Raw genomic sequence first — 21126 nt, forward strand, 5'->3', positions numbered from 1 at the left:
AGAACTACCTTTTGTGTACCGGCGACGGTCGTTGTTTGGGAAGGGCGAAGTAGAAGGTTGCGCCCTCGCCGATGGCGCCCTCTGCCCAGACACGACCGTCATGGCGTTCGATGATGCGTCTGACGCTGGCCAGGCCGATGCCGACCCCTTCGAATTCGTCGGCGTGGTGCAGGCGCTGGAAGACGCCGAACAGCTTGCCCACGTAATCCATGTTGAAGCCGACGCCGTTGTCCCGGACAAAGACGATGTCCTCGGAATCGCTCGGCAAGGTGCCGATCTCGATCACCGCGGGGTCTTCGTAGCGACTGTATTTGATGGCATTGGCCAGCAGATTGCGCAAGGCGAGATGGACAAAGGCGGCGTCGGCGATGACCACCGGCAGGGGGCCGATGTGCCACTCCACCTGACGCTCTTCATAGTCCGGCGCCATTTCTTCACGGATGGCTTCCACCAGGGCCGTGAGGTTGACGTCGGAATAGCGAATAGCGGCCCGGCCCATCTGCGAAAAACTCAGCAGATTGTCGACCAGGCTGCCGGCGAAGCGCGCCGAGGAGCCAATGTTCTCCAGGAAGCGCCGACCGCGATCCGACAACTTGCCGCCTTCGATGTCGCCCAGCAGCTCGGCATAGCCGGCGATATGGCGCAACGGCGCACGCAGATCGTGGGAGACGCTGTAGGAGAAGGCCGCCAGCTCCTTGTTGCTGCGTTGCAGCTCTTCGGCCAGCTCGGCCATTTCTTCGGCCTTGCGCAAGACGATCCCGCGCACCGCGTTGCGCAGTTCGATGGCGCTTTCCAACTCCAGGGGGGACCAGGGCAGCGACAGACCACGTACCGTCTCCTGCCACAGCGCAAAGCTCTGTCGCGGCGACAGGCGCCCATCGCTGCCTTCCTGCTTGGTCGGGCGCCCCGCCCAGTTGACCACCTGGACCAGCTCGCTGCGGAACCAGATCAGGTAGTGGGAATGCAGTTCGGAAATGGGTACGGCGAGGACTCCGGCGGCATACCCGGCGAGCTCGGGCAGCTCGGCGATGTCCTTGGCCACGTTATCGGTGACGTAATGATCCTTGACGTTGACCGACAGCCATTCGACCAGGCTGTCCACCACCTCGCGCGGCGGCACCTGACCGATCAGCTCGGTACCGTCGGAGGAGATGATGGCGGCACCCTGGGCCCGGGCGAAATCCAGATAGACCTGCGGCAGTTCCAGCAGCCCCTGGCAGACACTGTCGCGGTCGGCCATGGCCGACAGCATCTGCACCATGGATTGGCGCAGGGCCAGACGGCGGTCGGATTCCGCGTGGGTCTCGGCCGCATCGATCTGCAGCGACAGCACCCGGCCGAACAGCTCGCAGGCGGTACGCGTCTGGAACGACACCCGCTGGGGCTGACGATCATGGCAGAGCACCAGCCCCCAGAGGCGGTCGCCGACCACGATGGAGATGGACATGGATGCCAGGGTGCCCATGTTTCTCATGTACTGCAGATGCACCGGTGACACGCTGCGCAGCTGCGCGAAGCTGAGATCCAGCGGTTGCCCGGTCGATGGATTGATCGGCGGCTGCAGCGGCGAGGGCTGATAGCAGGCATTTCCGATCACCCGAATACGGTTGGCCAGGTACAGGCGCCGGGCCTGGGCCGGAATGTCCGAGGCGGGGAATCTCAGCCCCAGGTAGGTGGGTACCCCTGGCGCGCACTCCTCGGCCAGGACCTGACCATGACCGTCGTCGTCGAAGCGATAGATCATGGTGTGATCGAAACCGGAGATACGCTTGGCTTCGCGCACGGCGAGCGTGGCGATGGCGTCGACGGTTTCCGCCTGATGCAGTTGCTCGATGAATACCCGCACCATGGGATAGAGGGTATTGAGGCCGAGTCGACTGTCCACCGGCGCCTCGAACTCGACGATCAGCACCCCGCCGAAACGATGCATGAACAGGGCGAAGGTCTGCTGTCGCGGTCCCAGGGTCACGTCACCCTGATAGATGGGATTCTGCTCTTCCTGGGCCAGGGCGCCGAGCATCGCGGGCAGATCCCGATCCGGCAGCAATTCGCCCAGGGTGCGTCCCAGCACCTCCTCCACGGCGATCCCGAGGTACTCGAGCACATTGGCGCTGGCCTGCACGATGCGCAGATCCGGCTCTTCCACGGCGAACAGGAAGCCATGTTCCTGGATACTGCCGGGAATGTGGATCGGCTCATTGGCACAATCGGCCAGAGCATCGGGCTGCGTCTTGGAGGGTGACTCGAGCGCCAAACCGGGAACCTCGTGTGATCGGGGAGAAACGCAGGAAAGAGGTGCGCAAAAAGGGAATCAAGAATCGTCCAGACTACCAGACCCTGGGCGGGAGGCGAAGCGAAACGGCACCCACCCTGACCACCTGCTCAAAAGGCGATAGCCCGTCCGGGGCAAGCCGGAATCTTCACCCCTGGCGTCTGGTCGGACCTGGTTTAGCCCCAGGAATCCATCCATGTCCCTGCGCCTCGCCCTCCCCCTGGCCACTCTGTTGCTGAGCCCACTCACTCAGGCGCAGTCCGTCTATGGCGAACGTCTCGAAGGCTTCGACTACGACTTTCCGGTCAAGACCTTCAGCTTCGACTCTCAGCGCCAAGCGTTGGAGATGGCCTATCTCGATGTCGCGCCGAGCGGAAAACCGAACGGCCGGACCCTGGTCCTGCTGCACGGCAAGAACTTCTGTGCCGGTACCTGGGCACAGAGCCTCCAGGTGCTGAGCGCTGCCGGCTATCGGATCGTGGCCCCGGATCAGATCGGTTTCTGCAAATCCAGCAAGCCGGCGCACTATCAGTACAGCTTCCAGCAACTGGCCGCCAATACCCGCGCCCTGCTCGACCACCTGGGCATCGCCCGGGCGACGCTGATCGGTCACTCGACCGGCGGCATGCTGGCGACCCGCTATGCACTGCTCTATCCCGAGGCCACCGAACAGCTGGTACTGGTCAACCCCATCGGCCTGGAGGACTGGAAGGCCCTGGGCGTTCCCTATCGCAGCGTCGACCAGTGGTACGCCCGGGAACTCAAGACCTCCGCCGATGGCATCCGCGACTACGAGCGCAGCACCTATTACGCCGGCCAGTGGTCGCCGGACTACGACCGCTGGGTCGACATGCTCGCGGGTCTCAACAACGGGCCGGGCAAGGAGCGGGTGGCGTGGAACTCGGCACTGATCTACGACATGATCTACAGCCAGCCGGTGGTCTATGAATTCGCGCGATTGCGCATGCCCACCCTGCTGCTGATCGGCCAGCGCGACACCACGGCCATCGGCAAGGATGCCGCGCCAGCCGAGCTCAAGGCACAGTTGGGTCGCTATCCCGAATTGGGCAAGGCGGCGGCGCGGCGTATCCCCCAGGCGACCCTGGTGGAATTCGAGGATCTGGGCCATGCGCCCCAGATGCAGGCGCCGGAACGCTTTCACCAGGCACTGCTGCAAGGGCTGAGTACCCTCAAGGCTCCCTCGGCGCCGCCCAAACCCTGACCCGCTTCCGCCGGTAAAAAAGGCGGCGCACCCGCGGTACGCCGCCTTTTCATGGCGCTGTCGGATCAGGGCGCTCGCGAAATCCAGTCGCGGGTACCCGTCGCCTCAGACGCTGCTGCTGGCCAGATCCGCCAGTTCACGACTGGCGACGCTGTACATCGCATAGTCCTGGCCGCTGGCATTGCGCAGATCCACCAGCAGGCCCCGCCAGCGCTCCACCGCCGCCCGATGGCGTTCCAGCCACAGTGACAACCGGGCTTCCGGATCGCTCGGCGCCTCGCTCAGATTGAGCATGGCGACGGTGATGGTGCGCTGCTGCACATCCACCTCGTCGCGGAACGCCTCGCGGGCCAGGGCCTGCCAGGCATTGGCCACCGGCAGCTGGTTGAGTTGCTGCTGATACCAGGCCAGATCCAGCACATCGCCCGCCGCGAACCAGGTGGCCGCCACCGCCAGCGGATCCTGGGCAGTGACCTCCGCCGCCTGGATCACCGGCAGCAGCGTATAGATGTGGTTGGTCCCGGCGACCACGCGCGCCAGCAGCTCGGGTACGCCCGCTTCGGTATAGGCGCGGAAGCGCTCTTCCCAGTCCTGGCGCGGTTCGCCCTGCAGCAGTTCATCCAGGCGTACCCCCAGGGCGGCGATGCGTGGCCCGAAGAAGGCCGCCACGGCCCCGGCATCCAGGCCGTTGCGATGGCTGCGCAGGAACCAGCGGGTGGCCCGGCGCCCCAGGCGCATCAGTTCGCTCATCAGACGCAGCTGCAGGTCAGTCGGCACCTGATGATCCAGGGCTTCCACCTGACGCCACCAGTGCGGCAGGTGCAGCACGTCGCGCATCACCACATAGGCCCGGGCGACATCGGCCGCGCTCATGCCGGTGGATTCGCACAGGCGCTGCACGAAGGTGATGCCCATGTGGTTGATCAGGTCGTTGGCGATCTGGTTGGCGACGATCTCGCGCTTGAGGCGGTGGCGCGCCATGGCCTCGGGAAATTGCTCGGTCAGGCGTTGCGGGAAGGCGCCCTGCATGTCGCGGGCGAGGTACTCATCATCCGGCACCGAAGAGGCTAGCAACTGTTCCTTGAGGTCGATCTTGCTGTAGGAAATCAGCACCGACAGCTCGGCCCGGGTCAGCCCCTGTTCCTTGGCCGCGCGTTCGGCGAGCACCTCATCGCTGGGCAGGAATTCGAGGGTACGATCCAGCTTGCCGCGCCCTTCGAGATCCACGATCAGCCGTTGGTACTCGGCCAGGTGGGTCCGCGCGCGATGCTCCGCCAGGGACAGGGCCCCGGTCTGCATGTAGTTGTTGGCGACCACCAGCTCGCCGACCTCGTCGGTCATCTCGCCCATCAGCGTATTGCGCTGCTTGACGGTCATGTCGCCGGCGGAGACCACATCGCCCAGCAGGATCTTGATGTTGACCTCGTGGTCGGAGCAGTCCACGCCCCCGGCATTGTCGATGAAGTCGGTGTTGCAGGCGCCGCCGTGCAGGCCGAATTCCACCCGCGCCAGCTGGCTCATGCCCAGGTTGCCACCCTCGCCGATCACCTTGGCACGCAGGTCGCAACCGTCCACGCGCAGACCGTCGTTGGCCTTGTCGCCGATATCGGCGTGGGTTTCGAAGCTGGCCTTGACGTAGGTGCCGATGCCGCCATTCCAGATCAGGTCCACCGGCGCCTTGAGCAGGGCGTTGATCAGCTCGTTGGGCGTCAGGTGATCGGCGGTCAGGTCGAAGCGCGCCTTCATCTCGGGGCTGATGGCGATGCGCTTGGCACTGCGCGGGAAAATGCCACCGCCCTGGGAGATCAGGCTGGCGTCATAGTCGGTCCAGCTCGACCGCGGCAGGTTGAACAGCCGCTCGCGCTCGACATAGCTGCGCTCGGCGTCCGGGTTGGGATCGATGAAGATGTGCAGGTGGTTGAAGGCCGCCACCAGCTCCAGGCTGCGCGAACGCAGCAGGCCGTTGCCGAAGACGTCGCCGGCCATGTCGCCGATGCCCACCACGGTGACCGGATCGGTCTGGACATCGATGCCGCGCTCACGGAAGTGACGCTGCACGCTGACCCAGGCACCCCGCGAGGTGATGCCCATCTTCTTGTGGTCATAGCCCGCCGAACCACCGGAGGCGAAGGCGTCGTCGAGCCAGAAACCGTAGTCCTGGGCGATGCCGTTGGCGATGTCGGAGAAGGTCGCGGTGCCCTTGTCGGCCGCCACCACCAGATAGGGATCGTCGCCGTCGTAGCGCACCACCGCGGCCGGCGGCACCACCTCGCCATCCTTGAGATTGTCGGTGATGTCCAGTAGACCGCTGATGAAGATGCGGTAGCAGGCGATGGCCTCGGCCTGGATCTCGTCACGGGAGCCACCGGTGGGTAGCCGGCGCGGCACGAAGCCACCCTTGGCGCCCACGGGCACGATCACCGAATTCTTGACCTGCTGCGCCTTGACCAGGCCCAGCACCTCGGTGCGGTAGTCTTCCTCGCGATCCGACCAGCGCAGGCCGCCACGGGCGACATTGCCGAATCTGAGGTGCACCCCTTCCACACGCGGGCTGTAGACGAAGATCTCGTAGCGCGGCACCGGGCGCGGCAACTCGGGAATGGCCTTGGGATCGAGCTTGAAGCTGAAGTAGGCCTTGGGCTTGCCGGCGGCATCGGTCTGGAACACGTTGGTTCTCAGGGTCGCCTTGATCAGGTCCAGATAGCGCCGCAGGATGCGGTCTTCGTTGAGCACCGCGACGTCGTCGAGGGCGCTGAGGATGGCCTGCTCCAGCCGCTGCTGCTTGTCGTCCAGGTCTTCGCTGGTCATGCGCCGCGCCAGATAGAACTTCATGCGGAACAGCCGCACCAGTTCCCGGGCGATATCGACATGGGCGTTGAGGGTGGCGGCGATGTAGCCGATGTCGAAGCCGATGCGAATCTGCTTGAGATAGCGCGCATAGGCGCGCAGCACCGCGACGTCGCGCCAGGGCAGCCCGGCAGTCAACACCAGGCGATTGAAGCTGTCGTTTTCCGCCTGGCCTTCCACCACCTGGACGAAGGCATCCTGGAAGGTGTCGTTGAGTTGCTGCAGATCCAGCTCGAGGCCGGCCACGGTGGTGAAGGCGAAGTCATGAATCCAGTAGCGGCGGCCATTGCGATGACGCAGCTCGTAGGGGAATTCGCCGAGCACGCGCAGGCCGAGATTTTCCAGGATCGGCAAGACGTCCGACAGCGCCAGGGGCGTGTCGGCGTGGTAGAGCTTGCAGTGCAGAATGTTGTCGCCGGTCTGGGTCAGCGGCTGGTAGAAGCCCATGGCCAGACGGCGATCGTCCTTCAGGGCCAGCAGGTGCCGCATGTCCACCACGGCCAGGTGCGGCGCGAAGCGCTCGCGGTAGCCGGCCGGGAAACCCAGCGGGTAATCGGCCAGGATGGAGGTGCCCTGGGCTTCGCCGAAGCTATCCACCATCAGGCTGGCGAAATCGTCCTTCCAGCTGCGGCAGGCCTGCACCATCTCCTGCTCCAGGCGCGCCGGATCGACATCCTGGGGCTGCAGGGGATCGACGCGCAGGATGAACTGCACCCGCGCCAGCACGGATTCGGAGAAGAAGGTCCAGAATTCGCAGTCGGTGCCGTGCAGGCGATCCATGAGGATCTGCTGCATGCGCTGGCGGACTTCGGTGGAGTAGATGTCGCGCGGCACATAGGCCAGGCAATAGAAGAACTGGCCATAGGGATCGCGACGCAGGAAGACGCGCACCTTGCTGCGTTCCTGGATCTGCACGATGGCCATGGCGGTGCTGAAGAGATCGTCCACCGGGGTCTGGAACAGATCGTCCCGCGGCAGGCCTTCGAGCACCTGGGCCAGTTCCTTGCCCAAGTGGGCGCTGCTGTCGAAATCGGCGCGGCGGCGCACCTCGTCGACCTTGCGGCGGATGTAGGGAATCTCGCGCACGCTGTCGTTGTAGACGCTGGAGGTGTAGAGGCCCATGAAGCGATGCTCGCGCACCACCCGGCCATTGGCGTCCACCTCGCGCAGGGAGACGAAATCGGGGTAGGCCGGACGATGCACCCGGCTCGGGTCGGCCGCCTTGGCAAAGGACAGTAGCACCGGCTCGCGCAGGTAACGCAGCGGATCACCGGACAGGCTGATCTCGGCCGTCTCGGGACGGCCGCGCAGACGCCGCGACAGCCCCAGCAGGGAGTCGGGCACATAGCGTTGCACCGCGGTCTCGCCATCGCCTTCGACGGTGAATTCCTCGTAGCCGAGGAAGGTGAATCTGTCGTTGCGCAGCCAGTCGAGGAAGGCCTTGACCTCGGCCAGCTCCCCCTCCTCCACGCCCGCCGGACGCCGATCCAGCCAGGTCAGCAGGTCGCCGACCTTGGCCTTCATGGCGGCGAAGTCACCCACGGTCAGGCGGACCTCGCCGAGGATCTCCTGCAGCGCTGCCTCCAAGGCGCGCAACTCGCTGGTTGCCGCGCAGCGGTCGATCTCGAGGAACATCAGGGCTTCGCGGGTCACTCCTTCGCCCTGCTGGCCCTTGGGCAGCAGCTCGAGCAGACGACCCTGGGCATCTCGACGGACGCTGAGAACGCTGTTCTGCAGGGTATGGACGCTGTAGCCCTGTCGATTGAGTTCCATGCGCACCGAGTCCACCAGGAACGGCGAATCGGCGTGCAGTACCTCGACCACGGTGTGGCTCGATTGCCAGCCGTGTCGCTCGTAATCCGGATTGAAGACCTGCACCCGCGGCTCGGCCGGATCGAAGACGTCCAGCAGGCGCCAGGCCGACAGCACGCAGCCGACCAGATCGGACAACCGACGTTGGGTGAGTTCTTCCAGCGGGACGATGCCGAAGAACTGGGCGGTGAAGCGATCCAGCTGTTCGAGGGTATCCCCTTCGACATGGGCCGCGAGGGCATTCTTGAGTTGTTGTTGGAAATCCGCTTGGCTGGCAGCGGTGAAAAACGCCATAACCGTACTCCGTCCTGAAGGTGCTGTGGGCTTCGCTCCGCAGAGGACAGGCCTCTCCCGGAGCGAGTTCCACAAGGGACGAGGCCGGACTGCACCAAAAAAGTGCAAGGATGCAGTGCCGCTAGAGTAGCCGGCAAAGCCGCCTGCGCACGTACGTCAGGGCGACAACAAGATTCAGCTGCGGAACGGATCTCAATAGTGTGGCGGCGGGGCTTCGTCCGGCATGCCGCCACCCCCTGCGCTCTGCAACTCCGCCTGGCGTTCGGCCAGCAGGCGGATCTGCGCCGCGCAACGATCCAGGGTCCGCTGCTGCTCGACGATGATGTCGTTGAGAGTCTGGATGGTGTCGTCCTGGAATGCCTGGCGCATCTCCAGGTCGGCGATACGTTCTTCGAGGGTCATGCCTGTGCCTCCTGTTCGAGCAGCCCCTGCCAGCGCTGCGCGGCCGCGCGGCCGGCGGCTTCGCCATAGGGCTCACGTGGCGAGTGCCCCCATACCGGGCCGGGCCAGGCCGGATCACCCTCCTGCCGCAGCAGAACATGCAGGTGCAATTGCCTGACGATGTTGCCCAGGGCACCGATGTTCAATTTTAGATCTGGCTGAGCGCCACGCAACACCTGGGCAACAAGTGTCACCTCTCGCCACAGTTGCACCTGATCCTGGGGTGACAGATCGAGGACCTCGGTAACACCTTCGCGCCGGGGTACCAGCACCAGCCAGTCATAGCGGCGATCGTTCAGCAGCAACACCTGGCACAGCGTCAAGGACGCCACTTCCAGGGAATCGCTCGCCAGTCGTGGATCGATTTGGAACATCTCATCTCCTGCCAACACAGGTCAGCACTAAAAGTGTGCATGACTTTGGGTGAATGAAACCTTTGGTGTCACAAAGGTGCAATCAGTCCTTCCGAAACTGCCCATTGCCTGGAGAACAACCGAGCGATAGACAGGCGGGCACAGGAATTGCCGTTTTGTGCACGCTTTTTGCTATCACGATCCGGGTACGACGATCGGAAGGGAACTCTTAAAGAATTTTCTTAAGAGTCTTGGTTAATCCGCTCATCACACGCAAAATTTTGATGAAGCCTATCGCCCCTCCAAGAGAGGTGCTATATGTGCCGCCATTAGAACAAACAGCCACGGCTGACACGATGGCTGACTTTCAACCCAAAGGAGCATTTCTGATGCAAGCGATGAAGTGGAGCATTCTCGCCCTGGCCGTAGCCGCAGGGACCACTCAACTGGCTTTCGCCGACCAGCAGTCCGAATCCAAGGGCTTCGTCGAAGACAGCAAGCTGAACCTGTTGAACCGCAACTACTACTTCAACCGGGATCGTGATGGTGGAGCGAATGACCGGCGCGACTGGAGCCATGGCTTCCTGCTCAATTATGCATCGGGCTTCACTCAAGGTGTCGTTGGGTTTGGTGTCGACGCGAGCGGTTATTTGGGTCTGAAGCTGGACGGTGGTGCGGGTTACGCAGGAACCGGCAACTTGCCGGTCGGCAGTGATGGTAGCTCCAGAGACGAGTATTCCTTTGCCAACGCCGCCGTCAAAATGCGCATTTCCAATACAGTCCTGAAGTATGGCTATCTGCAGCCGACTTCGCCGGTCTTCGCTTTGGGTGGTAGCCGCCTGTTCCCCGCAACTGGTACCGGCTTCATGCTGACCAGCGAAGAGATCAGCGATCTGTTCCTGGAGGCTGGCTATTTCACCGATGCACGCGATGGCGTAAACACGTTCCACAACGGTGACATCGGTACGAGCTACTCGGGCGCGCTGGCCGACTCGGCCACCTATGCAGGCGGCAAGTACAAGATCAACGATCAGCTGAGCGCCTCGCTCTATTACGGCAATCTGGAAGATATCTGGAATCAGTACTACGCGAACGTGAACTATGTGGTTCCGTTTGGCGCCAGCCAAGCGCTCACCTTCGATGCGAACTACTACTACACCAAGGATACCGGTAACGCCAAAGCCGGCGATATCAGCAACAACACCTACTCCTTGGCCGCTGCTTACTCCTTCGATGCCCACACCATTACTCTTGGCTTCCAGAAAGTGAATGGCAATACGCCCTTCGACTATGCGGCAGCTGGCTCTACCAATGGCGGCGGCGACGGTATCTTCCTGGCCAACTCCATACAGTTCTCTGACTTCAACGCCCCCGGTGAAAAGTCATGGCAACTGCGCTACGACCTGAACATGGCTACCCTAGGCGTGCCGGGTCTGAGCTTCATGACAAGATATGTTCGGGGCACCGACATCAAAGACAGCACCAACGGCGTCTACAGTGCTTATGGCGATGGCGACAAAGAATTCGAAACCAACGTCGAAGCCAAGTACGTGCTGCAGAGCGGCCCGGCCAAGGACCTGTCCTTCCGCATCCGTCAATCCTGGCACCGTGGCGATGCCAGCACCGGCAGCGGCGGCAGCGGCAACATCAACGAGTTCCGCCTGATCACCGAGTACCCGCTGAGCATCCTGCAAGGGACAGCGTCACTCGCACGATCCAGCAGCCCGGCATTCGCCGGGCTGTTCTTTTCCGGCCTCCGGTCGGCGCCGCCTGCGTCCCTGTACGCCCTGCCCCACCCCGCCGTACAATGCCGGTCCCGTCTCGATGCCGACAGACCGCCTAGCCATGCGTACCAGTCAGTTCCTGCTGTCCACCCTCAAAGAAACCCCTTCCGATGCCGTGGTGATCAGCCACCAGCTGCTGCTGCGTGCCGGCATGATCCGCAAGCTGGCCTCCGGTCTCTATACCTGGCTGCCGCTGGGCCTGCGCGTGCTGCGCAAGGTGGAGGCCGTGGTGCGCGAGGAAATGAACGCCACCGGCGCCCTGGAGGTGCTGATGCCGGCGATCCAGCCCGCCGAGCTGTGGCAGGAATCCGGTCGCTGGGAGCAGTACGGCCCCGAGCTGCTGCGTCTGAAGGACCGTCATCAGCGCGATTTCTGCGTGGGCCCGACCCATGAGGAAGTCATCACCGATCTGATGCGCAACGAGCTGAACAGCTACAAGCAGCTGCCGATCAACCTGTACCAGATCCAGACCAAGTTCCGCGACGAGATCCGCCCGCGTTTCGGCCTGATGCGCGGCCGCGAGTTCGTAATGAAGGACGCCTACTCCTTCCACCTGAACCAGGCGTCGCTGCAGCAAACCTACGACGCCATGTACCAGGCGTACTGCAATGTCTTCACTCGTCTGGGTCTGAATTTCCGTCCGGTGCAGGCCGACAACGGCTCCATCGGCGGCAGCGGCTCCCATGAATTCCACGTGCTGGCCGGCTCCGGTGAAGACGACATCGCCTTCAGCGACAGCTCCGACTACGCCGCCAACATCGAGAAGGCCGAGGCCCTGCCGCGGGAAACCGCGCGTGGCGCCGCCACCGAAGAATTGCGCCTGGTCGATACCCCCGACACCAAGACCATCGCCGATCTGGTGGAGAAATTCGGTCTGGCCATCGAGAAGACCGTGAAGACCCTGGTGGTTCGCGGCGCCGAGGAAGGCAAGCTGGTCGCCCTGGTGGTGCGTGGCGATCACGAACTCAATGAGATCAAGGCAGCCAACCTGCCGGAGGTCGCCAGCCCCCTGGTGTTCGCCACCGAGCCCGAGATCCGTGCCGCCATTGGCGCCAGCCCCGGCTCCCTGGGCCCGATGAATCTGTCGATTCCCTGCGTCGTCGATCGCTCGGTCGCCCTGATGAGCGACTTCGGCATCGGCGCCAATCAGGAAGACAAGCACTACTTCGGCGTCAACTGGGAGCGCGATCTGCCGCTGCCCCAGGTCGCCGACCTGCGCAACGTGGTGGCCGGCGATCCGAGTCCGGATGGCCAAGGTACCCTGGTGATCAAGCGCGGCATCGAAGTGGGTCATATCTTCCAGCTGGGCACCAAGTACAGTGAGGCCATGAAGCTGTCGGTCCTGGGCGAGGAAGGCAAGCCTACCCTGCTGACCATGGGCTGCTATGGCATTGGGGTATCCCGCGTGGTCGCCGCCGCCATCGAGCAGAACCACGACGAGCGCGGCATCCGCTGGCCGGCCGCCCTGGCGCCCTTCCAGATCGCCCTGGTGCCGATGAAGTACGAGAACGCGGCAGTGAAGGAAGCCACCGATCGCCTCTATGCCGACCTCAAGGCGGCCGGCTTCGACGTGCTGCTGGACGACCGCGACAAGAAGACCAGCCCTGGCGTGAAGTTCGCCGACATGGAGCTGATCGGCATCCCCCATCGTCTGGTGGTAGGTGAGCGCGGTCTCAATGAAGGTCTGGTCGAATACAAGGGCCGTACCGACAGCGAAAGCCAGAATGTCGTCCTGGCCGAGATCGTCGGCTTCCTCAAAGCCCGCTGAGGGCTACCGCTCCAGGTCAGGCGTCCGTGCGCCTGACCTGGAAGTCGGTGAAGCCTGCGCAGGCCACCTCCTCCAGCTCTACCCCGGTCACCCGCGCCGCTGCCGGTCCCTGCCAGAGCCACGCTTCCAGTCTGGCGAGCGCCTCGGCCGGGCCTTCCAGATGGCACTCCACCCGGCCATCGGCCAGATTCCGCACCCAGCCCGTGACGCCCAGCCGCTGCGCCTCCTGACGCGTGCTCTCGCGATAGTAGACGCCCTGAACGCGGCCACTGATCAGGCCGTGACGCGCCGCTCTGTCCATCATCGCGAGGCTCCCCGCTCTTCCAGCACTGGCGCGACCTTGAGCCAGTGAGCCACGCTCCCGGCCAGCAGTTCATGACGCTGCGCCTGCAGTCGGGTGAAGGCCTCCTGCAGCTGCGGATACCAGTCACCGGGAAAGCGTTCGGCGGGCGGCCAGCAATCCGGCGCGGGCGGCGCCCAGGGCGCGCGATCCAGCAGATCCAGGAGCGCATAGCCATGCAGATCGCGGCAAAGCACCCAGTGACCGCTGTCGTTCTGGCACACCAGGCGCTCCTGCTGCAGGAAGGCCAGCACCGCATGCCATTCGTGCTCCGGTAGCTTCCAGCCCGCCTGGTGCAACCGCCCCAGGTGCAGACTGGAACCGCTCTGCTGGCGCTCCAGAAAGGCGCGCAGCACGGCGAGCAGGATGAAAAAGGCCGGCAGCGGCGCGCGGCGCCAGTGATGGGTGGTGGACAGGCTGCAGACCACCTCCGCCCCCAGCAGCACGATCAGCCAGCAGACATAGATCCAGACCAGGAACAGCGGCACCGTGGCGAAGGCGCCATAGATCAACTGGTAACCGGGGAAATAGAAGACATAGAGACCGAACAGACTCTTGGCCGCCTCGAACAGCACCCCGGTCAGGGCGCCGCCGATCAACGCATGACGCAGCGGGACCCGGGTATTGGGCACAGCGACATACATCAGGGTGAAGGCGGCGATGCTGAACAGCAGCGGCGTGACCTTGAGCAGCGCCTGGGCGCCAGACATGCCGTAGGAGCCGAACACCAAGGCCACCGAGGCCAGGTAGGTGCTCATGGCGAAGCCGGCGCCCAGCAGCAGGGGCCCCAGGCTGAGCACCGCCCAGTAGAGCAGGAAGCTGGAGACCCCACGCCGTGGAATGCGCACCCGCCAGATGTCGTTGAAGGTCTTTTCCACCGTCACCAGCATGAAGAAGGACGTCACCGCCAGCAGGGCCACGCCCAGCCAGGTCAAGTGCCGCGCCTGCTCGATGAAGTTGCGCAGGTATTCTTCCAGGGTCGCCCCGGTGGAGGGCACGAAATTGCGGAAGATAAAGGCCTGGATCTGCACTTCCGTGCCCTGGAAGGCGGGTATCGCCGAGAGCATGGCGAAGGTCACGGTCATCACCGGGACCACCGCGAACAGGGTGGTATAGGTCAGGGCCGCGGCATTGTTAGGCGCGCGGTCTTCGATGAAGCGGTCGGCGAGGTAGCGAACGAAGGACAGCAGTTCACGCAAGCGGGCCGGCATTGGCGGTTCCTCGAAAGGCACGGTCAAGGGCTGGCGCGGCAGTCCTCGCCAACCCGCTACAATGGCCATCTTACCTTCTATGGATCAGCCCATGAGTGAAATCGTCCTCTATCACAATCCGCGCTGCTCGAAATCGCGGGCGGCGCTGGCGCTGCTGCAAAGCCGCGAGCTAGCCGTGTCGGTGGTGCCCTACCTGGACACGCCGCCGGATGCCGCGACCCTGCGCGCACTGCTCGGCAAGCTGGGCCTGGAGGCGCGCCAGTTGCTGCGTACCGGCGAGGAGATCTATCGCGAATTGAACCTCGCCGATCCGACGCTGGACGAAGACGCCCTGATCGCGGCCATGACTGCCCACCCCAAGCTGATCGAGAGACCCATCGCCGTGCGCGGCTCACGCGCCGTGGTCGGTCGTCCCCCCGAGCGTGTCCTGGAGATCCTGCAATGACCCCCGAAGCCTATGTCCTGGTGCTCTACTACAGCCGCCATGGCGCCACCGCCGAAATGGCTCGCCAGGTCGCCCGCGGGGTGGAGATGGGCGGCATGGCCGCGCGCCTGCGCACCGTGCCGGCGGTCTCCGCCGAGTGCGCCGCCGTCGCCCCGGCCGTGCCCGAGCAGGGCGCGGTCTACGCCACCCTCGACGACCTGCGCGACTGCGCCGCGCTCGCCTTGGGCAGCCCGACGCGCTACGGCAACATGGCCGCCGCCATGAAGTATTTCCTGGATGGCACCAACAGCCTCTGGCTGACCGGCGCCCTGGTGGACAAGCCCGCCGGCGTCTTCACCTCCACCGCCAGCCTGCACGGCGGCCAGGAGAGCACCCTGCTGTCCATGGCCCTGCCGCTGCTGCATCACGGCATGCTCATCACCGGCCTGCCCTACAGCGAAAGCGCCCTGCTGGAAACCAAGGGTGGCGGTACGCCCTATGGGCCGAGTCATTTCGCTGGCGCCGACGGCAAGCGCGCACTGGACGAGCAGGAAACGGCGCTGTGCCGGGCCCTGGGCAAGCGCTTGGCGACCCTGGCGGGGCGCCTGCAAAAGTAGCGGTAGCCGGCGCGGCTACCAGCCCATGATTTCCTTGACGAAGGGAATGGTGAGCTTGCGCCGTGCCTGCAGCGAGGCCTGATCCAGGCGTTCGAGCATGTCGAACAGGGCGTCCATGCTGCGGGTATTGCGCGAAAGGATGAAGCGGCCGACCTCGTCGGTCAGGTGCAGGCCGCGGCGAGAGGCGCGCAGCTGCAGGGCGCGGAGCTTGTCTTCGTCAGACAGGGGTCGCAGCTGGAAGACCAGCGCCAGGGTCAGGCGCGACTTGAGATCGGCCAGCTGCACCGGCAACTGCCGCGGCGAGGCGGTACTGGAGATCAGCAGCCGCTTGCCGGCATCGCGCAGGCGGTTGAACAGATGGAAGAGCGCCTCTTCCCAGCGCCGCTGGCCGGCGAGGGCGTCGAGATCGTCGAGGCAGACCAGCTCGCACTGCTCGAGATTGTCGAACAGCTCGACACCGTAGTCGGCCAGTTCGCCCATGGGCAGGTAGATGGCGCGCTCGCCCAGTTCCTCCAGACGGTGACAGGCCGCCTGCATCAGATGACTGCGACCGGCGCCAGCGCCGCCCCAGAGATAGATCAGACTTTCCGTCCAGCCGGCATCGGCGTCGCAGAGACGCTCGACATAGCCGAGCGCCGCGGCATTGGCGCCAGGGTAGTAGTTGACGAAGGTGGCGTCGTCACGCAGACGAATGCCCAGGGGCAGCTGTAAAGGCATCATGCCAGCTCGAACGGCTCTTGGCAGTTTCGCGAGGGCGCCAAGTCTAACCAAATCCCGGGTCCCTCGCAGCAGCCGCTTCAGTCTTGGGTGTCGGCCCTCATGGCCAGCGGAAATACAGGGTGGTACGCGCCGGCTGGGCGGACGGCGCCGGCTGGGCCACAGGCGCGCTCGGCGCGGCCGTGGCGTCGACGGCTGCACCCTGGGTCGCCGGTGCCGGAGTGGCAGGGGCGACCGACGCGGAAGCGGGCTGCAGGCCGGCGAGACCGAGCTGTGCCTGCAACTGGTCGGGATTGGCGGTGAGGTCGTAGGTCAGCTGGGTCCCCTCGACCTTGACCAGGCGGCTCGACAAGGGCTCCAGGACTTTCTGCAGCTGGGCATAGCGCTCGAAGTTGGAGTTGTCGGCCACCAGCGTCAGCGGCTGGGTGGTGCCCGGACGGGAAACGAATTTCTTCGACAGGCGCGCGGCCACGTCCTGCAGGACGGCGGCGGCCAGGGCGTCCTGGTCGGCTGCCTGACTGCTGCCCTGCTCGGCAGCGCCGTTGTTCCACAGGCGCCACTGGGCTTGCCAGCCGTTACCCTGGGGCTTGGCGTGCACCGCCAGCAGGGCATTGGCGCCATAGCGCTCGGAGGCTTGGCGCAGGGCGGTCGGATCGCTGGCGTCGATGTTGGCGGCGGTACCGGCCAGTTGCTCGTTGAGATCGGCCAGCGGCAGGCGGATCGGCAGGCCGGCGAGTTGGGCGCCACGCTGGACGCCGGTGCTGGCAGGCTGGCCATCACCTACCAGGGTCGCCCCGCTGTCGGCGTCGTTGAGCCACCAGATCATCACCACCGGACGATTGGCGCCCCATACCGAGAGCCCCGCCTGACCCAGGGCCCGCTCGGTGGCGGCCGGGTCGAAGTTGGCCACCAGCACCTCCGGCGGGCCGGCGTCATAGCTGTACTGGCTGATCAGGGATTCGGGTGCCGCCAGGGCACTGGCGAGACCCGGGGTCTGGCCGGCCTGGGGGTTGCCGGTCAGGCGTCCGGCTAGCACCTGCAGGGCGCGCTTGAGGGCGGCATTGCGCTCGTCCGGTTGTTGCGAGGTCACCGGCTCGCGGACCTGGTAGAGGTTGTCCACCACCTCGGCATGGGCGAGCGGACTCAGGACCAGCAGCGAAGCGAGCAACGGAAGGACGAGACGGCGCATGGCGATTCCATAGAAAGGGCAAGGGGCATACCTTAAAAGCCGCCCGACCCGCGAGCAAGGGCACTGGGTCGCGGGTGGCGCAGAAGGTAGTAGCGAACATTGCCCACCCGGCGAACGGATGGGCGATCAGGCTCAGACCCCAGGGCGCTGGCCGGGTGCCATCGCCACCCGGACCGGAGGCCGCGGCGGGCCGCGTGCTTTGGCACGGCTTCTGGTAAAATCGCCCGCCTCATTGCCGGCTGGCGCCAGCCGGCTCGTTTCGCCATTAGCCAAAGGCCAGGATTCATGAGCAAACAACCCCAGCTGAGCTACAAGGACGCCGGTGTAGACATCGACGCCGGTGAGGCTCTGGTAGAACGCATCAAGGGCGTCGCCAAGCGCACCGCCCGCCCGGAAGTCATGGGCGGCCTGGGGGGCTTCGGTGCCCTGTGCGAGATCCCGGCAGGCTATCGCCAGCCCGTGCTGGTCTCCGGTACCGACGGCGTCGGCACCAAGCTGCGCCTGGCTATGAACCTGGCCAAGCACGACAGCATCGGCATCGACCTGGTCGCCATGTGCGTTAACGACCTGGTGGTCTGCGGCGCCGAGCCGCTGTTCTTCCTCGACTACTACGCCACCGGCAAGCTCAACGTCGACGTCGCCGCCCAGGTGGTGACCGGCATCGGCACCGGTTGCGAACAGGCTGGCTGCTCCCTGGTGGGTGGCGAGACCGCCGAGATGCCCGGCATGTACGAAGGCGAAGACTACGACCTGGCCGGCTTCTGCGTCGGCGTGGTGGAAAAGTCCGAGATCATCGACGGTTCCAAGGTGACCACCGGCGACGCCCTGATCGCCCTGCCCTCCTCCGGCCCGCACTCCAACGGCTATTCGCTGATCCGCAAGATCATCGAGGTGGCCGGCGCCGACATCGAGAACATCCAGCTCGACGGCCAGCCGCTGACCGAACTGCTGATGGCGCCCACCCGCATCTACGTCAAGCCGCTGCTCAAGCTGATCAAGGACACCGGCGCGGTCAAGGCCATGGCCCACATCACCGGTGGCGGCCTGCTGGACAATATCCCGCGGGTACTGCCCGAGGGTGCCCAGGCGGTGCTCGACGTCGCCAGCTGGCAGCGTCCGGCGGTATTCGACTGGCTGCAACAGCAGGGCAACGTCGACGAGACCGAGATGCACCGTGTGCTGAACTGTGGCGTGGGCATGGTCATCTGCGTGGCCCAGGATCAGGTCGAAGGCGCCCTGCAGGTGCTGCGCGCCGAGGGCGAGCAACCCTGGGTCATCGGCCGTATCGAACAGGCCGCCGAGGGCGCCGACCAGGTCGTGCTGAACAATCTGAAACAGCACGGATGAGCCCTGCCGACTGCGCCGTGGTGGTGCTCATCTCCGGCCACGGCAGCAACCTGCAAGCTCTGATCGACGCCGCGACCCCGCCCGTGCGGATCGCGGCGGTGATCGCCAACCGCGCCGAGGCCTATGGCCTGGAGCGGGCCCGGCAGGCCGGGATCGCCACCCAGGTGATCGACCACCGCGAGCATGCCGATCGCGAAAGCTTCGATGCGGCCCTGGCGGCTGCCATCGACGCCCAGGGCGCCGATCTGGTGGTGCTGGCCGGCTTCATGCGCATTCTCACGCCGACCTTCGTGCGGCGCTACCAGGGTCGTCTGCTCAATATCCATCCCTCGCTGCTGCCACTCTACAAGGGCTTGCACACTCACCAGCGTGCCCTGGATGCCGGCGATGCCTGGCACGGCTGCAGCGTGCACTTCGTCACCGAAGAACTGGATGGCGGTCCGGTCGTCCTGCAGTCGCGGGTGCCGGTACAGGCCGAAGATACGGCGGAGAGCCTGGCGACACGGGTACACGCCGCCGAGCACCTCCTTTATCCTGTGGCCGTGCGGTTGTTCGCCGAAGGTCGTCTGCGGCTGGGTACCCTGGGTGCCGAGCTCGATGGCGAGGCACTGCCGCCTACCGGGGCCACGTTGCCGTCGCTGACGGCCGCGGCCTCCCTTTCCTGATCCAAGGAGAAACTGATGCGACGTCTGTTGTTCCTATTGGCCACCCTCTGCAGTGCCTCGGCCTTCGCCTTCGACCTGCAGCCGTTCACGGCCAGCTACACCGCCGACTGGAAGCAGATGCCGGTCAGCGGCTCGGCCGAACGCTCGCTGGAGAAAGAAGCCGATGGTCGCTGGGAGCTGAAGTTCGAAGCCTCCATGCTGGTCGCCGGCCTCAACGAGTCCAGCACCTTCCGCCACGAAGGCGAAGCCTTCCTACCGGACACCTACCAGTACAAGCGCAGCGGGCTGGGCAAGAGCCGCGAGAGCGAACTGACCTTCGACTGGGCCGCCAAGAAGGTCACCGGCAAGGACAAGGACGATCCGGTCAGCCTGCCCCTGGATCGCGGTCTGCTGGACAAGTCGACCTATCAGCTCAAGCTGCAGCAGGACGTGGCCGACGGCAAGAAGAGCATGAGCTACCAGATCGTCGACGGCGACAGCATCGACACCTACGACTTCCGGGTCATCGGTCCGGAGCGCATCCGCACCCCGTTGGGCCTGTTCGATGCCATCAAGGTGGAGCGCGTGCGTGATCCCACCAAGAGCAGCCGCAAGACCGAACTGTGGTTCGCCAAGGATTGGGACTACCTGCTGGTGCGCCTCTACCAGCAGGAGAGCGACGGCAAGGAATACCAGACCAGCCTCAAGGAAGGCTCGGTCAACGGGCGCACGGTGAAAGGCGCCAACTGATCCCGGTAGTTGCAAAGACGCCCTCTTCGGAGGGCGTTTTCTTTTCAGTTGGGACCCGTCCGCTCAGGGATTCCACCAGCCCGGTCGCTGGTCGGCGAAAGAATGAAAGAGCGGCACAACGTCATCGTCGAGTCGATCCAGGCTACCCACCGCCAGGGCGAGAGTCGGACCGTCATCCACGGCGCCCAGCGTGGAACCGCAGTGCGGGCAGAAGGCTCGGCACGTCGTAGCCGAGGAGCGCCAGAGGGCCGGCTCGCCACCCGGACCGGTCCAGCGCAGCTGGGCCTTGTCCAACTCGATCCAGACCTGCGTCGGCGCCCCGGAATGCCGGCGGCACTGCTCGCAGGAACAGCTGTGGGGATCCCGTGGCGAGCCTGTCATGAGATAACGAATCTGGCCGCAGAGGCAGCCACCGGTGCGCGTGCTGTCCATCAGGAGATGCCTCCTTGATCCTGTCCGGACGTGCGGGATTTCTCGTAGCGGACATCCGTCCCTTCGAGGGAAGCGACCCTATGCCAGCCGTGAGACCGGTAAAAGGCATTCGCCCGTATCACTGGGCGCCCATCGGTGACCAGCCAGATCAGGGCATGATGGCGGAACAGCGCGGTCTCGGCGGCGGCCAGCAGACGGGCGCCGAAACCCTGGCCTTGCCAGTCGGGTCTGACGAACAGAGCGAAGACCTCGCCATTCGCCAGATCGACCAGGCTGAAGCCCACCACCTCGCCTCCCACCTCCACCACCCAGGCACAGGGCTCGGCGGCGAGCAGCTCGGCGATCGATTCAGGGGTGATGCCCAATTCAGCGAGTTGCTCCCGGGTAAGGGCGTTGTCCGTGACCGCGGTACGGATGGCGAACAGCGCCTCTATGTCGGCCAGGGTGGCAAGCCTCAACTGAGCGGAGCCAGCGCAAGCGGTCACAGGGATCCTCTTGATGTCGGCCTAGAGCGATGCCGATGATGACCATGAGCAACGCGACAGATTGTCGCAGAAGTTGTAACGACTTGTTGCCGAGATACGCCTTGGTCCTGAAGCGAAACGCTCTAGTATGGGTTTTCAAGCCCTGCCGTAGCGCGGGCTCGACCAAGGAGATACAGC

The 21126-nt window shown here is 64.8% G+C and carries 17 protein-coding genes and 1 pseudogene; 8 read left to right on the forward strand and 10 right to left on the reverse strand.

Annotated elements, in window-relative coordinates:
• Positions 1 to 4: 4 nt before the first annotated feature.
• Positions 5 to 2254: an ATP-binding protein gene (locus tag C722_RS0102245; protein WP_017638933.1), complete on the reverse strand. Its 2250-nt coding sequence runs from the start codon at positions 2252 to 2254 to the stop codon at positions 5 to 7.
• A gap of 214 nt (positions 2255 to 2468) precedes the next feature.
• Between C722_RS0102245 and C722_RS0102250 the strand changes: the two genes are divergently transcribed.
• Positions 2469 to 3494 (forward strand): alpha/beta fold hydrolase, encoded by a 1026-nt coding sequence (locus tag C722_RS0102250; RefSeq protein WP_017638934.1) that lies wholly within the window; start codon positions 2469 to 2471, stop codon positions 3492 to 3494.
• Positions 3495 to 3599: 105 nt separating this feature from the next.
• Here the strand turns inward: C722_RS0102250 and C722_RS0102255 are convergent, their stop codons facing one another.
• From C722_RS0102255 to C722_RS0102265, 3 genes are all read right to left on the reverse strand, one after another.
• Positions 3600 to 8447 carry an NAD-glutamate dehydrogenase gene (locus C722_RS0102255; RefSeq protein WP_017638935.1) on the reverse strand — a complete coding sequence of 1616 codons (4848 nt, stop codon included), beginning with the start codon at positions 8445 to 8447 and terminating at the stop codon, positions 3600 to 3602.
• Between the two features lie 192 nt (positions 8448 to 8639).
• Complete coding sequence (locus C722_RS0102260; RefSeq protein WP_017638936.1) at positions 8640 to 8849, reverse strand: SlyX family protein; 210 nt, start codon at positions 8847 to 8849, stop codon at positions 8640 to 8642.
• Complete coding sequence (locus tag C722_RS0102265; protein ID WP_017638937.1) at positions 8846 to 9262, reverse strand: HIT domain-containing protein; 417 nt, start codon at positions 9260 to 9262, stop codon at positions 8846 to 8848. Before C722_RS0102265 ends, C722_RS0102260 begins: the two co-directional genes overlap by 4 nt.
• 368 nt (positions 9263 to 9630) lie before the next feature.
• On the opposite strand from C722_RS0102265, the pseudogene C722_RS25610 reads away from it, so the two are divergent.
• Positions 9631 to 10932, forward strand: a pseudogene (locus tag C722_RS25610) (OprD family porin); the annotation flags it as partial.
• 154 nt (positions 10933 to 11086) lie between these two features.
• Positions 11087 to 12793: a proline--tRNA ligase gene (locus C722_RS0102280; RefSeq protein ID WP_017638940.1), complete on the forward strand. Its 1707-nt coding sequence runs from the start codon at positions 11087 to 11089 to the stop codon at positions 12791 to 12793.
• Between the two features lie 16 nt (positions 12794 to 12809).
• On the opposite strand, the gene C722_RS0102285 is transcribed toward C722_RS0102280, so the two are convergent.
• Positions 12810 to 13094, reverse strand: coding sequence for an acylphosphatase (locus tag C722_RS0102285; RefSeq protein ID WP_026083595.1), 285 nt, complete (start codon positions 13092 to 13094; stop codon positions 12810 to 12812).
• Complete coding sequence (locus C722_RS0102290) at positions 13094 to 14344, reverse strand: YihY family inner membrane protein (RefSeq protein WP_017638942.1); 1251 nt, start codon at positions 14342 to 14344, stop codon at positions 13094 to 13096. Before C722_RS0102290 ends, C722_RS0102285 begins: the two co-directional genes overlap by 1 nt.
• A gap of 91 nt (positions 14345 to 14435) precedes the next feature.
• Between C722_RS0102290 and arsC the strand changes: the two genes are divergently transcribed.
• Positions 14436 to 14789 carry an arsenate reductase (glutaredoxin) gene (arsC, locus tag C722_RS0102295; RefSeq protein ID WP_017638943.1) on the forward strand — a complete coding sequence of 118 codons (354 nt, stop codon included), beginning with the start codon at positions 14436 to 14438 and terminating at the stop codon, positions 14787 to 14789.
• Entirely contained in the window at positions 14786 to 15385 is a 600-nt protein-coding gene (wrbA, locus tag C722_RS0102300; RefSeq protein ID WP_017638944.1) for an NAD(P)H:quinone oxidoreductase, read from the forward strand. Before arsC ends, wrbA begins: the two co-directional genes overlap by 4 nt.
• Positions 15386 to 15400: 15 nt before the next feature.
• Here the strand turns inward: wrbA and hda are convergent, their stop codons facing one another.
• Together hda and C722_RS0102310 are read right to left on the reverse strand one after the other, a co-directional pair.
• Positions 15401 to 16105 (reverse strand): DnaA regulatory inactivator Hda, encoded by a 705-nt coding sequence (gene hda / locus C722_RS0102305; protein WP_017638945.1) that lies wholly within the window; start codon positions 16103 to 16105, stop codon positions 15401 to 15403.
• Between the two features lie 97 nt (positions 16106 to 16202).
• Positions 16203 to 17291 (reverse strand): DUF2066 domain-containing protein, encoded by a 1089-nt coding sequence (locus tag C722_RS0102310; RefSeq protein ID WP_017638946.1) that lies wholly within the window; start codon positions 17289 to 17291, stop codon positions 16203 to 16205.
• Between the two features lie 285 nt (positions 17292 to 17576).
• Between C722_RS0102310 and purM the strand changes: the two genes are divergently transcribed.
• The 3 genes from purM to C722_RS0102325 are packed head-to-tail and all read left to right on the forward strand — an operon-like array spanning position 17577 to position 20032.
• Entirely contained in the window at positions 17577 to 18638 is a 1062-nt protein-coding gene (gene purM / locus C722_RS0102315) for a phosphoribosylformylglycinamidine cyclo-ligase (protein ID WP_017638947.1), read from the forward strand.
• Positions 18635 to 19303: a phosphoribosylglycinamide formyltransferase gene (gene purN, locus C722_RS0102320; RefSeq protein WP_017638948.1), complete on the forward strand. Its 669-nt coding sequence runs from the start codon at positions 18635 to 18637 to the stop codon at positions 19301 to 19303. The genes purM and purN overlap by 4 nt, the downstream gene beginning before the upstream one ends.
• Before the next feature lie 15 nt (positions 19304 to 19318).
• Complete coding sequence (locus C722_RS0102325; protein WP_017638949.1) at positions 19319 to 20032, forward strand: DUF3108 domain-containing protein; 714 nt, start codon at positions 19319 to 19321, stop codon at positions 20030 to 20032.
• 63 nt (positions 20033 to 20095) lie between these two features.
• Here C722_RS0102325 and C722_RS0102330 read toward each other — a convergent pair whose 3' ends face one another.
• Together C722_RS0102330 and C722_RS0102335 are read right to left on the reverse strand one after the other, a co-directional pair.
• Positions 20096 to 20464, reverse strand: a complete 369-nt coding sequence (locus C722_RS0102330) for a GFA family protein (protein ID WP_017638950.1) — start codon at positions 20462 to 20464, stop codon at positions 20096 to 20098.
• The gene (locus C722_RS0102335) at positions 20464 to 20949 is read right to left on the reverse strand and encodes a GNAT family N-acetyltransferase (protein ID WP_143075223.1); all 486 of its coding nucleotides are present in this window, start codon (positions 20947 to 20949) and stop codon (positions 20464 to 20466) included. The genes C722_RS0102330 and C722_RS0102335 overlap by 1 nt, the downstream gene beginning before the upstream one ends.
• Positions 20950 to 21126 lie beyond the last annotated feature (177 nt).

The sequence above is a fragment of the Pseudomonas sp. 313 genome (assembly GCF_000316965.1).
Classification (GTDB): Bacteria; Pseudomonadota; Gammaproteobacteria; order Pseudomonadales; family Pseudomonadaceae; genus Chryseomonas; species Chryseomonas benzopyrenica.

Coding starts and splice junctions, on each gene's coding strand:
- C722_RS0102250 (WP_017638934.1), top strand. CDS start 2,469: ATGTCCCTGCGCCTCGCCCTCCCCCTGGCCACTCTGTTGCTGAGCCCA.
- C722_RS0102255 (WP_017638935.1), bottom strand. CDS start 8,447: ATGGCGTTTTTCACCGCTGCCAGCCAAGCGGATTTCCAACAACAACTC.
- C722_RS0102260 (WP_017638936.1), bottom strand. CDS start 8,849: ATGACCCTCGAAGAACGTATCGCCGACCTGGAGATGCGCCAGGCATTC.
- C722_RS0102265 (WP_017638937.1), bottom strand. CDS start 9,262: ATGTTCCAAATCGATCCACGACTGGCGAGCGATTCCCTGGAAGTGGCG.
- C722_RS0102280 (WP_017638940.1), top strand. CDS start 11,087: ATGCGTACCAGTCAGTTCCTGCTGTCCACCCTCAAAGAAACCCCTTCC.
- C722_RS0102285 (WP_026083595.1), bottom strand. CDS start 13,094: ATGGACAGAGCGGCGCGTCACGGCCTGATCAGTGGCCGCGTTCAGGGC.
- C722_RS0102290 (WP_017638942.1), bottom strand. CDS start 14,344: ATGCCGGCCCGCTTGCGTGAACTGCTGTCCTTCGTTCGCTACCTCGCC.
- arsC (WP_017638943.1), top strand. CDS start 14,436: ATGAGTGAAATCGTCCTCTATCACAATCCGCGCTGCTCGAAATCGCGG.
- wrbA (WP_017638944.1), top strand. CDS start 14,786: ATGACCCCCGAAGCCTATGTCCTGGTGCTCTACTACAGCCGCCATGGC.
- hda (WP_017638945.1), bottom strand. CDS start 16,105: ATGATGCCTTTACAGCTGCCCCTGGGCATTCGTCTGCGTGACGACGCC.
- C722_RS0102310 (WP_017638946.1), bottom strand. CDS start 17,291: ATGCGCCGTCTCGTCCTTCCGTTGCTCGCTTCGCTGCTGGTCCTGAGT.
- purM (WP_017638947.1), top strand. CDS start 17,577: ATGAGCAAACAACCCCAGCTGAGCTACAAGGACGCCGGTGTAGACATC.
- purN (WP_017638948.1), top strand. CDS start 18,635: ATGAGCCCTGCCGACTGCGCCGTGGTGGTGCTCATCTCCGGCCACGGC.
- C722_RS0102325 (WP_017638949.1), top strand. CDS start 19,319: ATGCGACGTCTGTTGTTCCTATTGGCCACCCTCTGCAGTGCCTCGGCC.
- C722_RS0102330 (WP_017638950.1), bottom strand. CDS start 20,464: ATGGACAGCACGCGCACCGGTGGCTGCCTCTGCGGCCAGATTCGTTAT.